This is a genomic window from Dyadobacter sp. LHD-138, from assembly GCF_030929615.1.
GTDB lineage: Bacteria > Bacteroidota > Bacteroidia > Cytophagales > Spirosomataceae > Dyadobacter.
Window position 1 is genome coordinate 162,725 of sequence record NZ_JAVFVU010000003.1, and the last position, 25,567, is coordinate 188,291.

Consider the following 25,567-nt stretch of genomic DNA (forward strand, 5'->3'; position numbering starts at 1 on the left):
GTTTAGTTACTTTTACTGTTTTTCAAAAACACGATCAGGTCAGCCATCTTCTGGTGATCGATCTGACTTGCCAGCACGGGCATCACCGACATATTCAAAACCTTCACCGATTTAACATCCTGACGGTTGATGGTCTTGTCGATCCCGGGAGCAGTCCGCAGATTGATCGCCGCCGAAGTTTCGTTCATGATCATGCCCTGTACCGGTTCTCCATCCCTGAGTTCTACTTCCCACAAATCGAAACCTGGTGCTACCGATAGGTTTGGGTCGAGAATATTGGCCATAAGATCCCTGGAACCCCAGTTGTGTACGGTGCCCAGGTCGGGACCATACGAAACCCCGATTTCCCCGCGTACCTGATGGCAAAGTGCACAGTTCTGCATGTATACCAGCTTCCCCCTTGTCAGATCACCTGGCAGCATAAGGGCTTTTTGATAGTCTTTATTGACTTTTTCCTGGTCATTTCTTGTCAGCAGTTTGCGCGCTTTTTCTCTTAATTTTTCATCAGAATGACTCATCAGCTGCACGCTTCTGGGCCAGCCTATGCTTGCCGGTTTTACTTTATCGGACTCAATAGCATCCAGCAGCAGCGTCACTCTTTCCGGCGTTGTCAGGAACGCGTTCAATGCCGCATCCCTAATTTCGGGTGTCAGAGTTTCCCACTGTTTCAGGATATAATTTGCGGCCGTCTGATCCGGTATCAGGCTGAGTACCTTTAGAGAAGCCAGCTGCACTGCGGGTTGCTCCTGGGGAATAATCAGCTTTTCCAGCGTTGCCGCGTAGGGAGCCGGATCGCCAAGGACAAGAAAATCAATAGCCTCCGACCTTTTTTCGTCGGATAGCTTCCTATCTTTGGCAATCATTATTGCTTTTTCAATCGTCGCTTTTAATTGTATTTTGTCTTCCACACCGATCACTTTCAGAATTTGAAGCGAGGCCTTTCTTACACCCTGAGTTGGGTTTTCAAAAGCACTGCTGATCAGCATTTTTTGTTCATTAGCCAAAAGCGTGAAATCAATTTTCTTCCTTTTAAGTCCATCCGTAAGACCATTCAGCACAGGGGTTTGCCAGGCTGCCTGCTTTTCAGGAACCGAGCGCGTTGCTTTCTGAATCAGCACTTTGATGGGTTCCGGATCGCTTCCTGCACCGACCATCGTGGTCAGTCGCTGAACCAGCGATGCATAGGCTGGATTCTCCGTTTTGTAGTTATCCAGCATCGTTTTCAAAAGAGGGGCTGTTTGGGAAGCATTTGCAGACAATGCCGCAATCTGAACCCAATCGTCGTCCAGATCTTTAAATAACAATTTCTGTCTGATCGCGCCCACCTGAGGGGTATCCATGTATCCGAGGGTACATAAAAGCTGATACCTGACCTTAGGATCCGGATCATTCTGAAGGGCTATCAGATTGTTAGTAAGTTCCGGAAAATCCCCGCGGTGCAATTCTGCAAGTCTGATCCCGTTTTCCCTTATGCCGGGAACAGCATCCTTCAGTGCAGTAGCAATAAGGCTGGATTTTAGTGATTTCATACCTTCCAGCGTCCAGAGCGCGTGGAGCCGGGCCATTGCTGAGCTGGTGTTGGTTGTTTGTTTTTCCAATGCGGGAATTACGCCTGCATCATTTCGGTCAACAAGCAGTCGCTGTGCATTTTTCCGCCACCAGATATTGGGATCTGCCAGGTATTGCACAAGTTGTTCGCTGGTCGCATCGCCCAATTTAAGCCCTTTTGTCCATTGCGGCCCCTTGGCTGCCGTTGGTGTGATTCTGTAAATTCTCCCCATATCAAATCCGTTATACAGTCCACCGGCTTTTACCGCCTCCTCAGACATCCACTCCGGATGTTCGATGGTCTGACGGTAATAGTCCAGCACATACAGCGCTCCGTCGGGTCCCACGTACATATTAACCGGGCGTGACCAGGAATCCGTGGAAGCCAGAAACTCCTTGTCTTTATGTTGACGGACGGCTGTAAAACTGGCCCCTTTTCCCCGGATAATATCGGCATGAACAAGGTTACTTACCGACTCGGCCACAAAGGTGATGCTGTCGTAGGGAGCAGGAAATGCGCCGCCCAGGTAGGCTGTAATACCACTGGATGAAGTGGTTACACCCACTGGCGTAAACAGCTGACGGTCCGGATTTTTGGTGATCTGAAAAACCTCCGTGGCCTTGCCATGATCGGAAATAGCCTCAGTGGCGTCAGAAATGAGCAGGTCAGGATTGCGTTTCAGGTAGGCTGCACTGATCACTTCTTCATAAATATGGTTCTGGTTGTGGGTAAGAAAATGGCGTCCCCATTGGTCAAACGTATGTCCGAACTGTGATCTGCCAGAGCCCATTTCAAGTTCATGGCTATCCGGACGGAACCGCACGTTGTGGCCCTCGGCATTTTTGGGAAGGCGGGGCGAATCCGGCTGATCCGGAAAGTGTATCTCGGATCCCAGGTCGCCAAACTCGGTGCCATATTTCCGGGTTCCGATATGCCCCAGATGCGACAGGTGCACCCAGTTATCCAGTCCGTACTCCGGATTGTTAACATTCACATGCGGATTGGACAAGGAGAAGCCTGTCAGCAGCGTATCCCGCACATCCGCTTTTCCGTCCCCATCCGTATCCTCAAGGTAGAGCACATTGGGAGCATCGGTGATCATAATTCCCTTTTTCCAACGCAGAATCCCATTGGGCAAAATCAGGTCTTCGGCAAAGATGGTACTTTTATCCATCTTACCATCACCGTCGGAATCCGACAGTAATTTTATTCTTCCGGTGCCGCTTTTGTCAAGCGGATAACCCGGCATTTCAACCACATACAGCCTTCCGTATTCATCTATTTCCATATCCACCGGACTGGTTACTTCGGGTTCACTGGCTAGCAGCTCGATCTTAAAACCCGGCTCAACTTCGAAGGTGGCCAGTGCTTTGTCTGCCGGTGTTGAACCTTCCCTGGACCCGGTTTCCTGTTTTTTTGCACAACTGCAAACACTGCAAAACAGGATCACTATCCAAATGACGGGGGACACGGAAATTGAATGGTATTTATTTGCTTTTTTCATAAATCAAAGTCATTCTAAAATGGCAATCCAAAAGGACAGACCAAAAGGTACCCCTTCGGATGCTTTATCACCCTTGTATAAATGTTGAAAATTTGCACTTCAAAGCGACTACGGCCAGAGGCTATTGATCATTTCTACCGTCCTGTCAACCAGGACCTGTCCTCCCTCAGCACCCACGACATTGCTTTGACAAATGGCACTATAACCTCCCCCACTCACCGCCTTGGCAGATGGCAGATAGGTACCGGGGCCCGCGAGCTGGATAACAAAGGTTTGCACCGCTTTACTTCTGGCCTGCATACGGATACCATAGTCCGTAAAAAGCTCAAACTGATTGGTACAAATGGCAGCATCGCCGATACGCAGGACGTGTATCTCCGTTTCATAAACCGGGTTCTTGACGCCCTGCTGCGCTTTAAAACGTCTAAGGACGTCTCCAAACCAGGTCATTTTTGCATACAGGGCTCCTGCTTTCTTAGGATCCAGTGCTATCTGTGCGGCACAATCCTCCTCGACTTTTTTAGATTCAAGATATTCGGCTGCGGTAATGATACGCTGGGGCAATTTCAGCTTTTCGGTTTTGTGGGAAAAAGCTACGTCCGAATGCTTGTCGTCTTTTACGATCTCGTACGTTTCTTCGGCCGCTCTGGTGATCCTGGCTACGATGTCGTCCATGCGGGTCTTACTGGAGAGCTTTTGCATACGAGCCTCGCCAGCCTTCCGATACATGCTGTGCGGCGACTGGTCTCCGGCGGCACCGATCCATCCCAGAATACTCACATCGGCGCCAAAACGCTTGTTGAGCGCCTGACGAACCGGATGCCAGTAGTCGGCATTAACAAATTCTCTGTGCTCAAATTCCTGCGCCGGGCAGGCCACATCGATGCTCATGGCGATCAGCTTTGCCTTTGCATCCCAAAAAAACAGCGAGTTGACGTCATGATCTTCATATCCTTCCAAATTCTGAAAATCTGATTTGTCCGTTTTTCCATACATGACGGTTGTTCCGTCTTTATAAACCGCACGGCGATTGTAACCCACTGCGGCGCGGTTCAGTCCCCAGGTAACACTGCCTTTCGCCCGGCTTTTCCACGCTTTTTCGATGGCTGCGGCCACCCTCTGGCTAAACAGGTCCCGGTAATCCTTCACCTTTACGACGCCCTCTTTGGGGATGGGGTAAACAAATGCTTTATCGGGATCATCATCCAATACCGGCGCGGTATGGGTATGCGTAGCGCTGAGGATAATCTTATTGACATTGAACCCCGGAATAAGCCTCAACACTTCGGCCCTCACTTCTTCCTGCAAACTGGCAGAGATCAGGATCAGATCACAGGAAACAAAGACTGCGGTGTCCAGCGACCTGTTTCCTTCTTTGGATTCGATCGCAATAATACCCGCGTACAGCGGCGTTTCTGCCGATTTTGCTATTCTCAAATCAAACTGTCCCATGAGCGCCACCGGTAGTTTGGGGCTGATATCCGCCGTGGATGTACCGACGTGAATTTCGGTCGCTCTGACCGTCAGAAAACCTGAAAGTAAGGAAAGTAACAATCCGGTGATAAAAACGGAGCGGCTGAACGGTCGCGTGACTGCGCAGGATAAATTAGGCTGATGCATGTTATTAGGCTTAGGGTAGATAATATTTTTGTTGTTTAGGATTGATGCCTGCCGTAAAACATGGTCGGCAGGCAATTATTTTACCTCATTAAACAGTTTCAGTATTTCAGACACGATTTTCCGGGAGGCGTTTTTCTCAACCCGGTTTGTTCCGAGCCAGGTTTCATATCCGCCGAGCAAATGCTGTTCGGGAGTCGGCAGGTATCCGTAGTAACCGTTGGCCAGGCCGATGCTGAATATGGGTTTAAAAGGACTTTTTGCTTTGATCTCCAACCCTATTTCCGTGAACACTTCGAAGGGTATGGCCGCGACACCCAGATCCCCAATCCTGAAAACCTGCATGATCGCGCTGATCTGATCCGGCCAAAGTTCCTGCAATTTGATGATTCGGTCGGCATAGGTTTTATCCAGCGGGTGATCGCCTTTTTCACTATCGGGGCGTGCCTGTATCTTTTTTGCACGGGCCAGCATTTCGGGTGTCGGTTTCCGTACATCAAGTTTAAGCTCCGATTGGGCCGCCTTAAGTGATACCCAGTTCTGGTATTTTACAGTCCGATAACCTTTAAGGACTTCATTGGCTACGTCGTTGGCTACAATTTTCATCTTTGCATAAGGCGGATGATTCTCGGCAGGTCCGCGAAAATTGATGTTATTGACATCACCGGATGTACCGTTGGTCATCATGGCTACAAATGGCGGGTCCTGACGATTGGCCTTCAATAATTCCTGGATCCTGTCGGCAAACACAGCGAAGTAGTCCGCAGAGATATCGTTTTTAGGAACACCTCCGACATAATGCAACGAGTAATTTGCCAACAGGGCAAGCGGCCGGCCCGCCTGTGTCTGGACGGAAAGGAAAGATATCTCAGGGTCGGTCGGTCCAGCGGGTTCTTTTTTATTGGTATTGCCCACGCCGGGGTTGAACTGTACTTCATCCAACGCACCAAACGGATTCATGACTTTTTCCTTCATTTTCCAGCGGCGGTTGAAGACATGCTGGGGCATACTGCCTGCGCCCCATCCGATCTTTGCCGGTTCCAGGTTATGGATGGCGATGCGGACACCATCAGCCATGCGCCGTGCCATAAATTGCTGATAAGCGTCCAGCGGTTTTTCGACACCCGGCCTGCGCTCCTCATAATCTCCGTATGCACTGACGCCCGAATGGGTATGATTTGATGACATCATGATATGTTCGGCAGGAATCTTTGTTTCCTGCGTGATAAAGCTTTTGGCCTGATCAAACACCTGACGGCTGATCCCTACGTTGTCCGAAATCACAAACACGAGCATCGTTTTACCGTCGTCGAGTACAAGCGTACGGGTATGCAGTTCGTCGTGGACATGCAGAGCCGGTGGCGGTGTGCCAAAGTTCCCCACAATCCCAGCTCCCAACGACGGCGTTATATTGGTGGTAGAAGCTCCGGCGCGAAATACCTTTTCCTGGGCAAAAACACTGCGGGTCAAGGTAAAGAAAACCAGCAAACCGGCCAGCAAACGCAGGTATAGCGTGGCATATGTAATCGAAGCGCGTTGTGTCATGAAATTCATTCAGGTTTAATATTAACAATCACAGTGTAATCCGGCAATGTCATTCAGGCCATAGGCTATTGATCAGCTCAACCGTCCTGTCTACCAATATCTGTCCCCCCTGCGGCCCAATGAGTGAGCTATGGATCACTGCACTATATGCCCCGCCTTTCACCGCTTTTTCGGTGGGCAGGTAGGCGCCCCAGGCAGGACTGCCCGCAAGCTGAATCACAAACGTCTGCAGTGCTTTGCTGCGGGATTGTATTCTGATACCATAATCCGAAAACAGCTCAAACTCGTTGGTGCAGATCGCCACATCACCGAGCCTGATCACATGCAACTCCATATGATACAAAGCATTACGGTTATTTTTTTGCCGTTCATGCCGTTCAAGCGTCGCTTCCTGCCATTTCATCATCCGGTATAGCCTGTCTGCCGCTTTTGGATCGGTGGCTATCTGTTTTTGTGCATTTGTAACGAAAACCGTGGCCTCGTTATAATCCCTGTCGGTGACGAGTCTTTCCGGCAGCGGCAGCATTTCAGTTTTGTGCTGCATCACCAGGGTTGTGTGTTTGTCGTTTTTCACCACTTCATAAGCCTCTTCCACAGCCAGTATAATCCGGCGGGCGATTTCTTCAGTCCTGCTTAGTTTTCTTAGTTCGCGCATGCGGTCGTCGGCGGCCTGTCGGTACCGGATGTGTGGCGTGAGGTCGCCCGCCGCTCCAAGCCAGGGAACAACGCATACGTCCGTACCGAAACGTTTGCGGATACCTTCGCGTACGGGATGCCAAAAGTCTGCATTGACGGCATAATTCCCTTCCACTTCCTGCGCCGGACTTGCAACACCTATGACCGTCGCAATCAATTTCCCCTGTATATCCCAGAAAAACAACGTGTTGATATCATGATCCTCGGAGCCTTCCAGATTTTGGAACTCGGGAAGATTGGTTCTGCTGCTCATACCGGAAGTACCATCGGAATAGGAAATGCGTCGGTTGTAACCCGCAACGGCATAGCTGAACCCCCAGGCAACACTACCCTCGGCGCGCTGTTTCCAGGCTTCAGATATGGCCGCTGCCACTTTGCCAACAAAGAAAAGCCGATAGTCTTTTACCTGCGTTACCCCCTGCCCGGGAATGGCATATTCTCCGTTTTCGGTAACGACGGGAGCCGTGTGGGTATGGGTTGCATTGACAATAATCTTGTTAACATCCAGTCCCGGAATATTTTTTGTCACCTCCTGTCTCAACTGGCTGATCAGGTCAATCGGGATGTACAGCAGATCACAGGAAACCATGATGGCCAGATCTGCCGGTTGATTGCTTTTCCTCGTTTCAAGAACAAGCACGCTGGCACGAATCGGAGTTTCGGCCTGTTTAGCGATACGAAGATTAAACTGTCCGGATACAGCTATTGGAAGCTTGGGGGTAATATCCGCAGTGGCACGTCCGATATAGAGAACATCCGCAGCTGATACATCCGAAAATATAATGTTGGTGAATAAAAGAACAGGTAAGTAAATACATCTTGCAAAGTATCTCATAACTAACTATTTAATTTTGAATGAGCGAATGATACAAGGAATGAACCGGCTGCGAACGGCCAGGTTTTTCAAAATTCACGGATCAAGGCCAGAGTTTGTTGATCATTTCTACGGTATTGTCCACCAGCACCTGCCCGCCTTCCGGTCCAACCTGATTGCTCTGGATGATGGCGGAATAATGCCCGTCTTTTACAGCCTGCTTCGTAGGAAGATAGGTACCCGGCCCCGCGAGCTGTAACACGATGGTTTGCAGGGCCTTGCTCCTCGATTTCATCTGGACACCAAATTCAGTAAAAAGCTCAAAAGGATTCGTACAGAGCACGACATCTCCTATCCGCATCACATGGACTTCTGCCGGATAAGTTGGTTTCGGATTTATTTTTTGATTGTCAAAGCGTTTCATCACCTCCTCATTCCAGGCAATGCGCCTGCTTAAAAGAACAGCCTGTTTTGGATCTTTTCGGTCTTCATCGCTCATTTTTTTTGCCAGGTCATATTCTTCCTTCGTGACCATACGAGCGGGTAAATGCAGCTCGGTAACGGTATGGCTTATCCTGACATCCTTGTGACGGTCACCCTTCACGGCTTCATAAGTCTGCACAACTGCCTCCGTAACCCTGCGTGCAATTTCGTGAAGATGGGCATCGGCGGCTTCCTTGGTTCCCGGGGCTGCGGTTTCATTGCTGCTACCATTGATAAGTCCGCTCATACGGAGCTCCGCTGCATTGTTATACATCACGTGGGGGCTTTGATCACCTGCCGCTCCTATCCATCCCAGTACAACCAGATCTGTTCCCAGCTTTTTTTGCAAGGCAATCCGTACCGGGTACCAGTAATCCGCATTGACGGTCGATCTTGATTCAACCACCTGCGCTGGACTGGAAACATTTACACAGGCCGCGATCAGCTTTCCGGATTCATTCCAAAAAAACAACGTATTGATACTTTGATCTTCAACACCCTCTATGCCCCGAAATTCGGGAAGACTGGTGTTCCCATACATTTTTGCGGTACCATCTGCATACACTGCCCGTCTGTTGTAAGCCACTTTTGCATAGCTCATTCCCCAGGTTGCACGCCCTGGCTTTCGCTGTGCCCACGCCTTTAAGATCGCTTCCCCTATTCTCCCGGCTGCAAATTGCTGGTAACTTTTCACCTGTGTTACCTCCTTTGGAATGGTATACCATCCGTCCCGTACCACAGCTGCGGTATGGGTGTGCGTTGCGTTGACAATAATTTTGTCAGGATCTATTCCATGGACACGGGTAGAGACAGCGTCGCGAATCATTTTCAAAAATTCTTTCGGTATCGCCACCAGATCACAGGATACAAATACACTGACATTCGTGCCGGTGTTACCCTCTCTTGAATCCAAGACGACCACATTGGCGGTCAGCGGAGTCTCTATCGTTTTGGCAACGCGAAGCTGCATCTGGCCATCCAGTGCAACGGGCATTGCTGGTGTAATATCCACCGTGGAAGCCCCCACATACAATTCGGCTGCGCCTGCATGATCAGGCAAAAGGATACTCAAAGCGATAAGCACGGAAGAAAAACAAACGGCAGTTTTGGCTATCATATACGTTGTTGGTAGAAAAGCGGTTGGATCCTCAGTATGCATGAATGAGGTCCTTATACGCTCAAGCAGTTAAAAGGTCAGAATTTACTCTTCCTTAAAGATTTAAAATAGACAATAACGTGAAGAGACCAGCGGGACCGACGCTAAAATCCAGTCCCGCTGGCCTGTATTACCAGCCCGGATTCTGGGTCAGTTTGGCATTCAAGGCGATTTCCTGGGTAGGCAACGGGAACAGGTACAGTTTATCGTTCCATTTTCTGGTGAAGCCAGGATATAAAATACGGTTGGCTTTTGTTACAGGATCTTTTGCCCCTGTATACGTTTTTACATTGTCCAGCAATTTACCCGCTTTCCAGCGCACGATATCATCCCAGCGCTTGCCTTCGGCACTAAGTTCCAGCCTGCGCTCGCGGCGAATTTCGTTGATCAGCGGCGTAACAGGAATTTCCCAGTTTGGCCACGCAGGATCCGTAAAACCAACTTCCAGTTTCAGTCCCGGCATTCCCACCCGGCCTCTCAGGAGATTAATCGATTTATCCAGTACTTCCTGTGTAGCCAGTCCCAGCTCAGCCTGCGCTTCTGCATAGTTAAGGAGCACTTCAGCGTAGCGAAATATAAAATCATCCACGATGGTTTGCAATTGTTGGCGGTCACGTTCATAGGGTGAATATCCTTTGAGGATGTAATAACTAGTCGGCGCGTAGTTATTGTCAAATTCCGGCATAGGCTTAAATTCTTTAGAGCCGTTTTCGTAAATGCGGTATACCCTGTCGGCCTGGTAAACAGACTGCTTCATGCGGGGATCCCGGTTCGTAAATTCTGTTCCGAACGTGGCGTCTCCTTTGTACAAGGGACTTATCGAAATCGGCAGGCCATCCGTGCAAAGATAGGACTCGACAAAATCTTTGGTATAACCTGTCCGCGGTTCGCCTAGCTGGCGTACATTGTTGTGCATCCGCTTATCAGGCAAAAAGCGTTGAACCATGATGCCCTCAGGATTTCCTTTCAGCTCATACTGGACAAAAAGATCGAAATAATCATCATTGGGCTTCCCTGTCGAATACAGCGAAAATTGCTTGGAATTCATGATCAATTCTGCCGCAGTTACCGCTTCCTTCAGCAGTGATTCGTGGTCACCCAGCTTATGATATTTCCGGAATGTTCCTTCATACAGGCATACATCGGCCTTGAACGCGAGGGCTGCAAATTTTGTAAGGCGGTCTGTGGCCGATTTTTCAGGCAGGTTGGCAATAGCGAAATCAAGATCTTTAAGCATATTGGCAATTACCGTTTTCCGGCTGTCCCTTGCTGCGAACAACTCTGCCGATTCGGTCGTCAGGGCGGTTTCAAGCCAAGGAACATCGCCGTAGCGCTTTACTTTGATAAAGTAAAGAAATGCTTTAAAAAACCGTATTTCCCCTTCGGCCGTCGACAGTGCTGCGCTCTTGGGCATATTGGGAATATGGTCGAGCGCATAGTTACAGCTCCTGATGCCAAGCCAATCAGCCTTGCCCCAGCCTCCGTCCGTAGCGGGTACCGTGTACTCGTTCCAGACGTAGACCTCCCGTGCACCCGGCCCCTGGTTGTCGGTGACATTGTCCTTGGTCCAGATATAATTCGGATCTTTTAAGTTTATATAAAACTGGTTGGCATACATCTCTACATCCGATGCAGTTTTCCAAAAGCTGGCATCGTTGATCTTGTCCAGTGGATACTTTTCCAGGAAACTGTCGTTACAAGCCGTCACAAGTGTGGCAAGCAACAGTATTAAAGTGAACCGGTAATTTTTCATAATTATTCAGCAATTGATTTTTTAGTATCAGAAACCCAAATTTGCACCTATAGAAAACGCCCTGTTCAGTGGATAGGCCATTGCACTGGCCTGCTCAGGATCCGATATGCGGATCATTTTGGTCGTTTCCCACATGTTGTTTCCTGAGAAATAAACCTGTATTCTTCTCGATCCTATTTTTTCGGTAATCACCGTTGGAATTGTGTAACTCACCGTTAGTTGCTTCAATCTCAGGTATGCGGCATTTTGCAGGTAGCGTGTCTGTGTGGTCGTTACATCCGATCCGCCGGTAATAAGCGGTCTTGGGAAATAAGCATCCCGGTTTTCGGGTGACCACCAGTCGGTGCCCACTTTACCCTGCACCCCCCATTCGTCGTTGTACTGACCAACAAAGTAGTTTGCGGAAATAACCATATCACGTTTGGCAACACCCTGGAAGAAAAGATCCACATCGAAACCTTTCCAGGACAGGTTGGATCTGAAACCATAGCTGAAACGGGGCGTGTTATTTCCAATGATTTTCATGTCACCATGATCGGACAGCGTCTGCTTGCCTCTCGTTATCTTGCCGTCACCATTCTGGTCAACGAAGAATAAATCGCCCGCTTCACGTTTACGGCCACTAATCTGCGTCTGATCCAGTTTCAGTGCTTCTTCGTCTGTCTGAAAAATGCCACCCGTTTCAAGTCCCCAGATTTCCCCTTCTTTACGCCCCACATATTTGTCAGAAATAATCCCCGAAGGATTGCTGAACTTGGTGATCTTCGCCGAATAATCGGACAGCAACAGCGTAATGCCATATTTCACCTTATTCACATTGTGATTCCAGCCTATGGTGAAATCAAACCCGGTGGTTTTCATGTTTGCCGCGTTTGCCTGTGGTTCGTTGACGGCCAGCAAGGCAGGCAACGTCTGAGACTTGGTGAGCATGTTTTTGGTATCCCTTCTGTACATATCAAAAGACCCGCTCAGTTTATTGCCCAAAATAGAAAAGTCAAGCCCCAGATCCTGCTGCGTTACTGTTTCCCAGGTCAGTGAAGAGCTTACCAGTCCGGGCGCATAAACCGACATCGGATTCTCTCCATTCAGCAGATAACCGCTCAACCCGGCCGTGTAATTGGCAATGTAGGGGTAATAACCGTAACGTGCCGGATCGAGGTTCTGGTTGCCGAGGCTACCATACGAAGCCCTGATTTTCAGCATATTTACGGTATTTCTCAGCGATTCAAAGAATCCTTCATTATCCATCCGCCATCCTACCGATACCGATGGAAAAAATGCGAAGCGATCTTTTTTTGGAAATTTCGAACTACCGTCATAGCGGCCGTTAAATTCGATCAGATAGCGGTCGTCATAGCTATAATTCAGGCGGGAGAAAGCGCCGCGTATGGAGTATTCCGATTCAGAGTCATAAGCATACCGTTCGCCATAGGCCAGATTCATGTAAGGCATGGAATTTACAATCAGTTTTTCTTTGGACGCGGCAAAATAACCGTAGTTGGCATTTTCCTGGTTGAAACCTACCATCATTTTCACATAATGCTTGCTTTTGAAAGTGTTCTCATAATCAGCATAAGCATTCAGGACATGGTAGCGGTTGCTATAAGCGCTGCGGGTTACCGAGCTTGGATTGGTGTAAGGGTAAAATCCGCTTTGGCCCTGGCGGTCGTACATGGGAAGCTGCTTTCTATAATCGAGTTCCTTCGTATCATTCATATTGACCGAATAGTCCAGATTAATGGTCATGTTTTTGATCGGCGTCAGCTTCACAAGTCCGGTCAGCCAGGAATCCAGGATATCCCTCGAGCGGTAACCGCCTTCCTTATGCATCTGAAGCACGTTTGGTACAGATCCGATTGACGCGTAATTACCGTCAGGCAGATAAGCAGGCCAGTTCGCCCAGGAATGTACCTGAAACATGTTTCTGTTTTCATCAAAGTTATTGGTCCGGTCGTTCGGCGGATACATTTTCTTACTCGTGTTGACCGAGATCTTGGTACCAACCTTCATCCATTTGGTGATGCTGTAGTTCAGATTGGCCATGATGTTATATCTGGTATATTTTTCGTCAAAATTTTTGGGAATTCCTTTGGCCTTGAAATAGGCAAGAGATGTATAATAATCGAATTTGTCATTACCCCCTGAAACCGATGCGTTATACTGCTGCATAGGATAGCTGTCCCGCAAAAGTAATCTTGGCCAGTCGGTATTCGCAGAAAATGCGTAAACACTGGGGGATTCGTTCGGGTGCTGAAAGGTTTCAGGCTGACTTGGGTCGTTGTAATGCGCAGTAATGGCCTTTTCATAAAACTCGTCAAACTGATAATACGGTCTTCCGTTCGCCTTGATGTTTGCTGTGTTCATGTAGGTCATCCGTTCCATTGCATCCATGGTCTCAAATTTCACTACTGGCCTGTTGGTTGAGTAGTTCATCGACACATTTACAACTGGTTTCATGGATTTCTTGCCACTTTTGGTCGTGATTAAAACAACCCCATAAGCTGCGCGTGCGCCATAAATCGCGGCCGAAGCAGCATCCTTAAGGACAGTCACCGTTTCAATATCATTGGGACTGATCAGGTTTACATCCATGGGAATATTGTTGACAAGGATCAGCGGCCCTCCGCCGTTGATGGAAGTATTTCCGCGGATGTTGAATGTCGCGCCGGTGCCCAGTGCACCGGAACTTTGCGTAATGTTCAGATTTGAAACAGTCCCCTGCAGTGCCTGGCCCAGATTGGCGACAGGTCTGCTTTCAATGACTTCTGCCCCCACGTTGGCAACTGCACCCGTAAGGTTGATCTTTTTCTGCGTACCATAACCCACGACAACGAGTTCTTCCAGCGCTCTTGTATCCGTAAGTAAAACGACATCCAGCACACTTTCAGAGCCAATCTTTATCTCCTGGCTTATGTAGCCGACAAAGGAAAAAACCAGGCTTACAGGACCGTCCGGGATATTGATCTTATAGTTTCCCTCTACATCGGTCACTACGCCGGTCGTACTTCCTTTGATCAGAATGTTTACACCGGGAAGCCCCTCACCCTTAGCGGATTCCGTGATTCTTCCGCTTACCACTTTTTCGACAACCAATGGTTTTTCAATAACGCGGTTGATTTTTGCAAGGGATAAACCGTTCCTGTAATCAACCAGCTGGGGTTCACTGATCAGCGACGTGGATTCGTCAAGAGATGCCGATTTTTTTTCGACCTTTTCCTGACTCGTCTTTTTGATGATCACATACCCGCCATTGCCAGTCCTTTTATACCGAAGCCCCAGTGGTTTAAGTAGATTTCCCAGACTTTGCTCTACATTCGGGTCCAGCACCACAGCGTCAGCAGAGATTTTGTATCCTTCAACGAGATGATCAAAATAAAGGATATCCACTTTGTAGTGCGACTTGAACTCCTGAAGAATATCCTTCAACGTCTTGAACGAAGGCTTCGTTATCACCACTGGATGATTCTGCCTATGTAAATGCGCAATGAGCTGCGAGAAGGCAGGCTCCACACTGCTGCACAGCAGCGCAACCAATACAAGTAAACGTATCGTTTTTTTCATAATTGTGGGAAAAATGATTTGAAAAATGGTTTAGAAATAATCGGTACGCGTATTAATAGGATAAGACGATTGTTTTGCCGTCTTCGGACTTCTCATAATTAAGGCCCGAGTCTTCCGTTAGTATTCCCAACAGCTCTTCTGCATTCAAAGCCGTGAACGATCCCGAGATCGTTAATTCCGCCAGACTGGTGTCCGGTATTTGCACGCGAACCCCGAAATTGTCTTCAAACAGATAACAAACTTCACGAAGACTTGTTTTTTCAAACACAAAGCGGTGTGCTTTCCAGGCCGAGAATTTCCTCGGATTTTCTGTTTTCTGAAGGTTAGCCCTTCCCTGACTATCCATGGTCACCAGATCTCCGGGTTTCATGGTCAACTGCCGAAGCGATTCCCCTTCCTGGTAGTGCAGCTGTACCTTACCCTTATTGAGGACTACTTTCGTTCCGCGCGGTCTGGCATATACGTTAAACTCCGTCCCCAGTACTTCCACCTCCAGGCTTTTGTATGTTTTTACAATGAATCGCTGATGATCGGCTGTATGGCGGATGTCAAAATCCGCTTCGCCATTTAGCAGCACCTCTCTGGTTTGGCGGCCGAAGCCAAAGCGGGGAACACTCAGGGAAGAATTGGAATTAAGCACGACCTTGCTGCCATCCGCAAGGTCAATCCGCCGGGTCTCACCGTAGCCTGTGGTGAAAGTCTCATATCGGATCCGGTCTCTGAAAACCCAGCCACCGGCCCATAGGGTTATCAGAAAAGATGCAGCTACGAGCCAGTATATCTTTTTGAAAAGGTTTGGCCGGGCTATTTCCCCTTCTTCGGAGCAATAATCAATCCCGGGCTCCCGCCCGTCGTACTCCGGGTTATTGATCCTGTTCCAGTGACGTTCCATCCCCTTCTCCACATCCGGCACATACTGCCAATTGTGCTGTTCCCATTCCTGTAACCAGAGAAAGTATTGCTCACGGTTAGCCGGTTCTGTGACCCATTCTTCAATCATCTGTTTCTGGATAGCGGTTGCCCGACCGGCAAAGTGATTGAAAATAAGCTCTTTATTTATTTCAGTATTCATATTGACGTCTTTAGGATCACAGGGATCGAACGAGCCCGTAGATCTGTCTGTTGATAATTTGTGTGCTGTTTCTACGCTATAAAAACCAGGAAAATAAAAAACCATTTTTCCCTCAGAAGATTTCTTACCTGATGAAGGGCCTGGTACATCTGTGCCTCGACCGTGCGCAGTGACAGGTCCAATTCCAGCGCTATTTCTTTGAATTTTTTCCCTTCGAAACGGTGCATGACGTAAATACGGCGCCGTTTGGGGGGAAGACTGTTTACGGCATTTTCTACGTCGTTATACAAGTCTTCGTATTGCGTGATATAGTCCGGTTGCTGATCGGTCTGAATGGGCACATATTCGGCATACTGTATGGAGGCGTTACGCTTTAGATCGGCCTTCACATAATCGAAGGCCCGGTAACGGACCGAAGTAAAAAGATAAGCACGGTAAGAGCCCTGCACCTGCACGAATATCTGCTCAGCGTGGAACTTGTAAAAAATATCCGAGACAATGTCTTCCGCCACTTCCTTGGACGAAACGTACCTGACGGCATGGCTACAGAGCGGTCGGTAATAATACCTGAAAAGCAGTTCTATTCCCTGATTGGTATCGGTTTCAAATGCCTTTCTGATCATGATTTCGTAATCCAGGTTAAAACCTGTCTTCCTGGATTCATGTGCATCTTCCTGATACAGGGAAGGAAAAAGTGCCTCCTCGTCATCATGGTTAAAATTGCCTGTTCTGTCCATATTTCGTAATTAGGCCCTTTGGTGTATCAAGGAGAATACCTGTTCGTGATCCTTTACTTATAGACGTTTCACATCTAAAAAAACACCTATTTTTTTTAGAAATTATTTTATTTCATTCAGGAAATAAAATTGTACTGCCTTCTGATTACTGTTCGGGAATTAGAAAAATGTACTGATCAGTGATGCGATAGCTTCCTTAGCAGGGACCATTACGAGCCTCTATACGCTTTCATTAAGACGCGGCACACCAAGTGGTGGTAATTATTCCTATACCGATCTGTCCGCCACAACCATTGGCGTGTCGAATGCGAATTTGCAAACGATCAATCTGACCGGCCTGACGCTTGCTGCCGGGGAAACAATCGCCGTAAAAATAGTAGGAACCGCGAACATCAACGCTGCCGGGCAACAAAATACCTGTATTATAGTCTCCAGGTGCAGTGACAAGATTGTGACTACCATTTAGATAGGCATACTTGTACTTTAATTATACCTGAAAACTCTTTTACAAATGAAAAAATATATCTATTCTGCATTGCTTTTAGCCTTGCAATCTTTTTGGGTACATGGCCAGGCGTTATAAAATAATGGCGCTGCGATTGAAATAAAAAGCGGCGCGGCAGTCCATGTTAACGGTAATCTCAGCAACCTGAGCGGCAATCTTAAAAATGACGGCAGTCTGGTCGTTAAAGGAAATGTTACCAATCAAGTGGTATCGTCATGGAGTCCGTTTACCTTGGGTGCTATTCCTGAAAGTGCCTTACCCGTTACGCTGGCCAGTTTTACGGCCCGCGAAGTGGAAAAAGAAGCTTTGCTGCAATGGAAGACAACGAGCGAAGCCAATGCATTGCACTTCGAGAGATAGCCGATTGCTTGTGAACGTATACCCAAATCCGGCAGAGAAAACTTTCCCTGTTACATTGGAAGCAAACTCCCCGTCTGGAAAAATTACCATTTGGAATGCATCCGGTACCGAAGTACCAGTATCCGTTACACAAATGGTTAATGGAAAGGCGCAGTTGAATGTGAGCAGTCTTTCAGCCGGTATGTATATAATTCAGTTAGAAACAGACCAAGGTAGCATCAACAAAAAGTTGGGTATTCATTAAGAATGTTCCCTTGAGCAGCATCTTTGTTAAAGCTTCGGAAAAAAAACGCTATAAAATTAGGGGATATCAGCCAGCCTTTTATGTATAGAATGTCCCTGGTAACGGGACATTCTGTACATAAAAGAATTACCTTTTACCACATTAGCGGTTAAAAACAGGCGATGGTATCAAAAGAGACCCGTTTCCACAATAATTCTTGGTACCTTCAGTATTCCAGGCTAATATGACTGGTTTGGTTACGTCAGTTACTTTAATCGTCCAGAGTTCTTGCGGACGGTTCGTGCCGATCCCACCGAGTGGCTTACATGTTTCACAAGTGCCATTGGTAATTGCTAAGTTCTGTGGTGCAAAAGTTGAACCCCCACTTTTCCCTTCCCAATTGACCAGTACTTTCAACACGCCCTTCTCACTGCGTTGTGTCACGATATTATTTGACCCCTTCTTTGCAGGATTCTTGTCACACCATAGCGTTCCGTGATTTTGTGCAGCTGCATAATGGCCAATGAACAAGGCCATGGAAAGTACTAAAAATAATTTTTTCATACTGATAAATGATTTAGGTTCACGATTGCTTACTCTTTTCAGGATTTTCAGCGTCCTCCATTTATGTTTTGCCCAAAGGATGGGTAAAATTCAGTCCGGCAGATTATAATATTTCTTCACCGCGGCATAGTCACTATAATCTACGGCAGCTTGTCTGCCGGCAGGCGTACCACCGGGAACAATTACATAACGAAGATGTGTGTAGGACCCTACCACTTTTTTTGAATCTGCAAAAGAACTGGGAATAGTGCCCGGGGTAAGCCAGTCCTGGTTGAAGGAAATCGATCCAATACCTACCAGGATAGTGCTTAAGAAGCTCCCGCCAACTTCTCCGTTAGCTTCTGTATACTTATCTGCATAGGGCAAAGGGACTAACCCAGTAGGGCTATACTTTACATAACCATATACATGACCTTTATCGAACACATCCTGCGTAATTTTAGGAGCGGCAAAACTGAAGTTTTTCCGGTTCGCATTACTGGCAGTGGCAGAGGCAGGCATGGGTAACCAGTCGCTATAAATCACATTGGCTGAACCGGCATCTCCTTTGATCCCGGCATCTCCTTTTGCACCGGCAGGCCCTACGGCGCCCTCGTCACCTTTGCAACTCACAAACATTAATCCTGCCGAGAGCAGGCATGCGCAAAAAATAAATAGTTTTGTTTTCATGATAGATTTGGGTCTGTTTTAAGAAGTTGCAAACTAACCGGCTGCGTTTTATTTTGAAAATTCCCGGGATAGATTGGCTTTTTTAGGGATAAAAATGCATACCGTTAGCTCCACGCAGTTTTGGACCTGGCGGAGCTAACGGTATGCTTATACCACCCAGAAACTTTACTTGTAAATCGCACTCATGTCGTTCAGATAGTTTTTGGAGACAGGGATCATTTTACCTCTGATAATCAATTCCTTAAAGTTGTATTTATCTATTTTAGTTTTATTTACAACAAAGGCCCTGTGCGTTTGAATGAACATCGTTGCCGGCAGTAATTCCAATATTTGCTTGACGGTAGAACGGCTTTTATACACGCTGTCGCTGGTATAGAATAAAATATAATTCCCCTCAGATTCGATGTAGTCTATTTCTTCTATGGGCAGTTCCACATTGTATTTTTCATCTTTCACCAAAACCCAGGGCTTGCGCGGTTGCTGATCGGCAAATTGGCGAATAGCAAGCATAGTTGCCGTTAGCAAATCAATATTTTTAAATGGCTTGGTAATGTATGCACATGGAGCGGTGGCTACGGCCTTTGTAGCAATTTCAGTATTGTCGTAGGCCGTCAGATACAAAAATGGAATGGTATATCTGGTTTGAAGCTCCTGTCCCAGACTTATTCCATCCTGCTCATCTTCACCCAGGTTAATATCCAGGATGGCCAGGTCTACCTTTTCTTTTTTTAATATCTCAAATGCTTCGCGGGTATTTTTTGCTTCCAGAATTTGATATCCGTTTTCCGACAGCGTTTTTTTGGACAGCCTTCGGTTAAGAAAATCGTCTTCTACCAGCAAGATTGTTTTGGTTTGCATAAACTAATTTATTTGAAACAAAGTGTAAGTTCAAACCCGTTGCTCTGGCTGCTTTCCAAGGTGGCATCCAACTGCCCGATCAACCCTTTGATGATTTCCATGCCCAGTCCTTTTTCACTTACCATATTAAAATCGAAACCAACACCGTTGTCTGCGTAGTACAGCTTATTTTTCCGTACATCGTTTTCATTGGTAAGAACAATATCAATAATGCCAACCGGCTTCCTGAAAGCATGTTTCATACTGTTGCTAACGAGCTCTACCAGGATAAGACCCAAAGGCAGTGCTTTTTCAATGGAGACCTTTTCGATTTCACAAGTGACATGGAGACTTATTTTTTTTCGATTATTGTCATAAGATTCTTTAACCAATTCCGAAAGATCAAGAACGTATTTTTTTAAATCCACCTCATTGACACGCTCCGACATATTCAGCTTTTTATGAAGCAATGCAATAGAGTGAATACGGTTTTGATTCCCCCGGATGAGCTCGTCAATATTGTTGAAATTAACGGATTCTTTCTGCATTTCCAGTATGCTGATAACATGCTGAAGGTTGTTTTTTACCCGGTGCTGCAATTCCGACAAAAGCACCTGTTTCTGCTCCAAAACCCTCATTAACTCTTCCACCTGTTTGCTGATGACCGCATTTTGCAGGTTAATCTTCCTGTTTTTTCTTGCTAGTAAAATCACGGCCAAACCAATCACGGCCAGCAAACTGGTTACAAAAATCACTTGCTGGTTTTTACTTTTTATGACCGCTTCTTTTTTGTCATTTTGATATTGCTCGTCAATCTTTTTTATTTCGGCAGTTTCCATTTTCCTAAGTTCACCCACATAGGTGTCATGGAATTTTTTAAAGTAATAATAAGCAGAATCTATATTTCCGATAGTTTCCAACAGCTTGCCCCTTGTTTCATAAACATGCGGATTAACATACGCATGGGTGTTTTTGAGTACTGAAAAGGCAGAATCACTGTATACAAAAGCTTCTGCCATATGGTTGTGCTTAATCAAAAGATCCGCAGCATTTGTAAGCTGACTGGCAGCCGACGTAAAATCCTTTATTTCTACAAATTCCCGCGCGGCAAGCGATCTGTATTTAACCGATTCCCAATACCGATTTTCAGGCAAAGCTGACCCCAGCAATAAATAGGCATCCCGCTCCTCTCTGACATTATGGTATTTTTTCGCATAGTCCAATCCTCTGTATGCATAATAAACAGCGGAGTCCTTCTGATTCAAGCGGGCGTAATAAGACGACATACGAATACAATAAATAGCATAAACATGGTCAAGCTTGTGCTCTCTGTATATTTCATAGCATTTATCGAGATATTTTTTGCAAGAGTCCAGGTCGCCGGCTAGCTCGTACATGATGGCTATTACCCAACAGCTGTTGTAAATGTTGTCTGGTATTTTATAGGTTTCAGCTTCGTCCAATGCTTGAAGAGATATCCGGAGACTTTTGTGATGATCTCCGTTTAAAGAATAAATAATCGCTTTCAGCAGCATCACACGAATCTTAATTTTCCTGTATTCTTTTCCCGTATATTTTTTTGTTAGTAAATCGTACAATTCATTCGCTTCGCTATCTGCCAGCCTATAGTTGCTGTAGTACATGGCCAAACTATCAATCCTTTCAACCCTTTCTTCCAGCCGAAGTTTTTGGGCCTGGGTAAATCGACCGAGCATCATCAAAAATAGCAGAAGTATAAACTTTCGACGCACAAGAGAGAATAATGTAAAATTGGATTGTAAAAAACCTTGAAACGAATAGCATACTTAGGATTTGAGCGAATATGAAAATCGTAAATTTTCTAAAAGACGAAACCGCAAGCGGTCCCGCTTTTTAGAACTGATCAAACATTATGCAAAGAAATACTGAAGCGCTAATTTATAACGTATACACCGGTTGGAAGAAGGCGGGCTACTGCGTTTTGTAATTTTTTCAAACAACAGTTTCGTGTGACCTTCGCAGAAAGTTAAAAAGTAGGACACCGAACGATTACCGTAAACTCTGAATATCTAACAAAAATTTACGATTTCGTCTCAAAATCAATGAAAAGTAATATTCGCTTTATGCCCTTAGTCCCCTGATTATATCCTTCCAAAAAGTGATTTCTATTACAGGCGCTACCAGCGGCATCGGTTATGCCCTTGGAGAAGCATTTGCACGTGACGGCGCGCGGGTTATTTTGAGCGACATGGACCTGCACACGGAGACAAAGGCTGCCTGTTAAAATGTCTCCGCTAATCAAATTCCCAAGGTTGGCCTCCTTAAAGTTAGCACGTTTGGCAAATCTCTGGCCTAACTACCAATTGATAGCTAACTGCAAAATACAGGGCATTGTATTGAATGTTTTACTCAGAAATTACCGAATAATAAATTTATTCATATTTAATATTCAATTTAAAACAATTTAAATATAATTCAGTACATTTCCATGTAGAATAATTTCAGTGGTAATCGTAGACCTATTTCTAACTAAACTAGCGAAAACTTACATGTAATATATACACTCCTACAAGTAGGCGATTATTGTACCTATTTAAAAGTGCGATAATGGATGTAAGAAAATCTATCATGTAATGTATGTTTTGCAAGAACATGCGGTTGGCTTACCGGCACTACCATTTTTCTCAACAATGAAGGTCCGACCTTGAATACATAAATTATTAATTTAAAAAATGATATTATGCTTAAACGTAAAAATCTTGCAGAAGGGATAAATTTACTTCAAAGACCCGCAAATTCGGGTGAAGAGGAAAATAAAGTATCATTGAAAGTTGCTCAGGAAGACAGCAAAGGTATATTAGAGAATCTGATGTCAGGATATTCAAAAGTCCTGATTGAAGACCCAATTAGGCCCTTTGATGAGAATCAGCTGCAGGCTATAGTAGACAATGTAGACTATGGCGTCTTAAGAGTATTAGAAGGTACCTGGGTCAGCTATAACAACGGTGCTAATAACCAAAGCAAAAGTCCTTTGATCGGAAGTGGCGTACATACTACGATTATGCCGTCGCCAGGTACAAATTCAGGCGGTATTCCCGGAAAATATAGTTTCGATTGTGAACAGTATATTGAAAAGCTGGTATTTAATTTGGTTCCGGGTGGAGTTCGTAACCGGGGCGGAGGAAATGAACAATTTTGCGGGGCTGTTAAATACGAGCAAAGTATTAAAAGCGTAAACAGTGTAACAGGTGAGACATCCCTGAAATATACCCCGATTCACGAGGAGACCGGCATGTACCTATGGCTTAGTGATATATTTAACTATGCTGCAACTGAAAAAACCATTGCAGAAGACCGCGGTATACACGCTGTGTCACCCGATAACCCGAACAAAGATTTATATAAAAGCGGATACCAGGATGAAACACTTTTCCTGATTGTCAATGAGAAGGGGGTAAAAGAATATGTGACGCTCGAAAATTTAAATGGACGTCCATACTATGAAATTATTGCAGCCAAGGAACTTAAACCCGGTGCAGGCCAGACAGGACCCTATTTTATACCCGATTACGCTATTTCCCGGAGCGGTGTAATCCCGCATGGCAGTACTGTCACGTTGTTAGGAGATCTGGTTCAAAATAGTTCAGGTTTTCTAATGGCCGGTGCACCGCAATTTCCAGAAGGTGATGCTGCCTGGAAATATGACCATCTTTCACTTTCAAGAACCATGGGAGGAGCTGGTGCAAGCGAAACCAACCCGATAAATCTTGACAAACCTGCACCTGCCTGGGTATTCGAAAAGCTTGACGATCAGAATGACCCCGGAGAAAATAAAATCTATACACAGCGAATACTGGCTCATGATTTATATCCTTATTCTGTAAGGCCTGATTTACGGCTTCGGGATTCCATCAAAGGAGAAAATATTAAAAACCATGTACTTATCCAGATGTCATCCAAAAATAAAACGGGGGCTCAAGGGGGTATATTAAATGTTCCATTCGTAAACCGTTTTGTTCCCACAGTCGAAATGAACATGCGGATGTGGGTTGAAACGGTTGTAGAAGACGGCATAGAAATCCTTCAGCTGCAATACGAACAAGTAATATTTTTCGAATTCGCTTTTGGAGATGACGGTGGTACTACGAGCTGGCCGCACATACAGATCAATACGCTTCGTAAAATAGAAGATGTTTCTCCTGAGCAGAGACGTTTAATTGAAGAGCAATTCCCGGATGCTAATACAATTTTATCTTCTGCACGGACATCAGGATGCCCTCACCATAAAGAGTAAATGCAAAAGGGCACCACGGCACGCCGCTATTGGGTGCTGTGGTGCTCCCCGGCACCTGATAACTGGGCTGGCAGCAAGCATAGTATTAAATAGAAACTTGACTAAATAGTGATATTATGAATTTCAACCAGAAAAGGGATCATTTCATTTCACCAATATTAGAGTGGGCCCAAACCAATACTAAGCCAAAGGCGAGTGCAGCAAAAAGTATGCTTATGGCCGGTGGCAAGCCTCTAAGCCACTGTGATAATTTAAAAAACGCCAAACCTTTTAAGGTACCTTCTCAATTTAATGGGAAGGATTACATTACGCTGCTGCTTCAGGTAGATGCCGAAATTGAGCAGGGACTCATGTTACAGTATCTTTACGCAGCCTATAGTATTGGCGGGCCGCACATATCAGGAAAGCATCGGGAGAGAGTTCATACCTGGCAAAACATCATTTTGGGTATTGCAAAAGAAGAAATGGGACATTTCATCTCTGTTCAAAACGTGTTGAAAGTGATTGGGGCCCCATTAAATTTTGGCAGGGAAAGTTATCCCTGGGATAGTGCTTTTTATCCTTTCCCTTTCACTTTAGAAAAATTCTCTCTTGGTTCGCTTGCTAAATATGTATATGCAGAAGCGCCTTGTGATTGGCTGGAAGGCGACGATCCCTTAGCCGTAGAAATTCGGGATTCAGTAGATGCAACCGTATCTGATCCGCACACTGTCGGCGCTTTGTTTATCGTGCTGCTTCAATTAATTAATAATCCTGACGTAATATCGGATGAAACTTTTCAAGCAGGAACTTATAACTATCAGGCTAAATTTGATGAGTGGGGCCGGGGATATACCGGGGGCAACAGAGGAAGTGACGGTAAAGGCATTTACACAAGAAGCCCCGATGTATTGGTCGCGCCATTATTATCCCGTGACGATGCTTACAATGCATTAGCGGAAATAGCGGAACAGGGAGAAGGTTTAGATACGAAGGAGGATGTTGTACCATCTCATTTTGAACGGTTTTTGCACATTTACAAAGAATACAAAGCGATACTGGAAGAAACCGGTGGTGCTTTTGATCCTTCCCGAAATGTAGCTACCAATCCCTATGTGGGCTCAAAATCTGATCTAACAGCGGACTCAGTGTCTGATTCCAGCGAACAAGAAACTGATGAAATTACAGACCCGCAGGCTATACTTTGGGCCAACTTGTGTGATATTCGCTATCGATTATTGCTTAATTTCCTGAACCATAGTTTTTTACTCGATAACGGCTTTAATCATTCGGGGAATTCTTCTCCCCGTGGCATGATCATCAATTCTGCTTTTGGAGAAATGTATAATTTAAGAAGTTTGGCTACCATCCTGGTTCAGACTCCAATAGCTAAAAACAGCGAAAAAATGGCCGGGCCTCCGTTTACACTCCCGTATACATTTGATTTGCCTTTCGGGGAACACAACCGATGGAGATTGCATAGAGACCTTCTGGAGGGATCAAGTAACATTATAAAGCAGTTAAAGAATCTTAAAAATCAACCGCATATTCAATATTTAAATGGATTACAAGAAGCCGATCAGAAACTGTTACAAGCCATTGTGAGCCTGACAGAAGATAATCTGGTATAATTTCAAACTAATTCAAGTCAGTTCAGGTCTTTAAATATC

18 protein-coding genes are annotated in these 25,567 nt (G+C 45.9%); 5 read left to right on the forward strand and 13 right to left on the reverse strand.

Going from position 1 to position 25,567, the window contains the following annotated elements; translation table 11 throughout:
* Positions 1-2: 2 nt before the first annotated feature.
* The 9 genes from RB622_RS02200 to RB622_RS02240 form a co-directional block, all read right to left on the reverse strand.
* Complete coding sequence (locus RB622_RS02200) at positions 3-3,053, reverse strand: PVC-type heme-binding CxxCH protein (RefSeq protein ID WP_308044854.1); 3,051 nt, start codon at positions 3,051-3,053, stop codon at positions 3-5.
* Positions 3,054-3,161: 108 nt separating this feature from the next.
* Positions 3,162-4,673, reverse strand: a complete 1,512-nt coding sequence (locus tag RB622_RS02205; RefSeq protein ID WP_308044855.1) for a hypothetical protein — start codon at positions 4,671-4,673, stop codon at positions 3,162-3,164.
* 75 nt (positions 4,674-4,748) lie between these two features.
* Positions 4,749-6,215, reverse strand: a complete 1,467-nt coding sequence (locus RB622_RS02210; RefSeq protein ID WP_308044856.1) for a neutral/alkaline non-lysosomal ceramidase N-terminal domain-containing protein — start codon at positions 6,213-6,215, stop codon at positions 4,749-4,751.
* Between the two features lie 49 nt (positions 6,216-6,264).
* Positions 6,265-7,746 carry a hypothetical protein gene (locus tag RB622_RS02215; protein ID WP_308044857.1) on the reverse strand — a complete coding sequence of 494 codons (1,482 nt, stop codon included), beginning with the start codon at positions 7,744-7,746 and terminating at the stop codon, positions 6,265-6,267.
* Positions 7,747-7,828: 82 nt separating this feature from the next.
* Positions 7,829-9,325 carry a hypothetical protein gene (locus tag RB622_RS02220; protein WP_308044858.1) on the reverse strand — a complete coding sequence of 499 codons (1,497 nt, stop codon included), beginning with the start codon at positions 9,323-9,325 and terminating at the stop codon, positions 7,829-7,831.
* Between the two features lie 169 nt (positions 9,326-9,494).
* On the reverse strand, positions 9,495-11,117 hold the full coding sequence (locus tag RB622_RS02225; protein ID WP_308044859.1) for a RagB/SusD family nutrient uptake outer membrane protein: 1,623 nt from the start codon (positions 11,115-11,117) through the stop codon (positions 9,495-9,497).
* Between the two features lie 27 nt (positions 11,118-11,144).
* Positions 11,145-14,678 (reverse strand): TonB-dependent receptor, encoded by a 3,534-nt coding sequence (locus RB622_RS02230; protein WP_308044860.1) that lies wholly within the window; start codon positions 14,676-14,678, stop codon positions 11,145-11,147.
* A 52-nt stretch (positions 14,679-14,730) separates the two neighbouring features.
* The gene (locus RB622_RS02235) at positions 14,731-15,750 is read right to left on the reverse strand and encodes a FecR domain-containing protein (protein WP_308044862.1); all 1,020 of its coding nucleotides are present in this window, start codon (positions 15,748-15,750) and stop codon (positions 14,731-14,733) included.
* 71 nt (positions 15,751-15,821) lie between these two features.
* Positions 15,822-16,487: an RNA polymerase sigma-70 factor gene (locus tag RB622_RS02240; protein WP_308044863.1), complete on the reverse strand. Its 666-nt coding sequence runs from the start codon at positions 16,485-16,487 to the stop codon at positions 15,822-15,824.
* Between the two features lie 709 nt (positions 16,488-17,196).
* Here RB622_RS02240 and RB622_RS02245 point away from each other — a divergent pair.
* Together RB622_RS02245 and RB622_RS30275 are read left to right on the forward strand one after the other, a co-directional pair.
* Positions 17,197-17,352 carry a hypothetical protein gene (locus tag RB622_RS02245; RefSeq protein ID WP_308044864.1) on the forward strand — a complete coding sequence of 52 codons (156 nt, stop codon included), beginning with the start codon at positions 17,197-17,199 and terminating at the stop codon, positions 17,350-17,352.
* Complete coding sequence (locus RB622_RS30275) at positions 17,330-17,596, forward strand: T9SS type A sorting domain-containing protein (RefSeq protein ID WP_409021409.1); 267 nt, start codon at positions 17,330-17,332, stop codon at positions 17,594-17,596. Before RB622_RS02245 ends, RB622_RS30275 begins: the two co-directional genes overlap by 23 nt.
* 141 nt (positions 17,597-17,737) lie before the next feature.
* Here RB622_RS30275 and RB622_RS02250 read toward each other — a convergent pair whose 3' ends face one another.
* The 4 genes from RB622_RS02250 to RB622_RS02265 form a co-directional block, all read right to left on the reverse strand.
* Complete coding sequence (locus tag RB622_RS02250; RefSeq protein WP_308044865.1) at positions 17,738-18,139, reverse strand: hypothetical protein; 402 nt, start codon at positions 18,137-18,139, stop codon at positions 17,738-17,740.
* 90 nt (positions 18,140-18,229) lie between these two features.
* Entirely contained in the window at positions 18,230-18,808 is a 579-nt protein-coding gene (locus tag RB622_RS02255; RefSeq protein ID WP_308044866.1) for a hypothetical protein, read from the reverse strand.
* Between the two features lie 165 nt (positions 18,809-18,973).
* Positions 18,974-19,666 (reverse strand): response regulator transcription factor, encoded by a 693-nt coding sequence (locus RB622_RS02260; RefSeq protein ID WP_308044867.1) that lies wholly within the window; start codon positions 19,664-19,666, stop codon positions 18,974-18,976.
* Between the two features lie 8 nt (positions 19,667-19,674).
* On the reverse strand, positions 19,675-21,363 hold the full coding sequence (locus RB622_RS02265; protein ID WP_308044868.1) for a sensor histidine kinase: 1,689 nt from the start codon (positions 21,361-21,363) through the stop codon (positions 19,675-19,677).
* A 419-nt stretch (positions 21,364-21,782) separates the two neighbouring features.
* On the opposite strand from RB622_RS02265, the gene RB622_RS02270 reads away from it, so the two are divergent.
* The 3 genes from RB622_RS02270 to RB622_RS02280 all read left to right on the forward strand — a co-directional run bounded on the left by RB622_RS02270 (position 21,783) and on the right by RB622_RS02280 (position 25,528).
* Entirely contained in the window at positions 21,783-21,908 is a 126-nt protein-coding gene (locus tag RB622_RS02270) for a hypothetical protein (protein ID WP_308044869.1), read from the forward strand.
* A gap of 456 nt (positions 21,909-22,364) precedes the next feature.
* The gene (locus RB622_RS02275) at positions 22,365-23,918 is read left to right on the forward strand and encodes a peroxidase, FMP-type (protein ID WP_308044870.1); all 1,554 of its coding nucleotides are present in this window, start codon (positions 22,365-22,367) and stop codon (positions 23,916-23,918) included.
* Positions 23,919-24,034: 116 nt separating this feature from the next.
* Positions 24,035-25,528 (forward strand): ferritin-like protein, encoded by a 1,494-nt coding sequence (locus RB622_RS02280; protein ID WP_308044871.1) that lies wholly within the window; start codon positions 24,035-24,037, stop codon positions 25,526-25,528.
* Positions 25,529-25,567 lie beyond the last annotated feature (39 nt).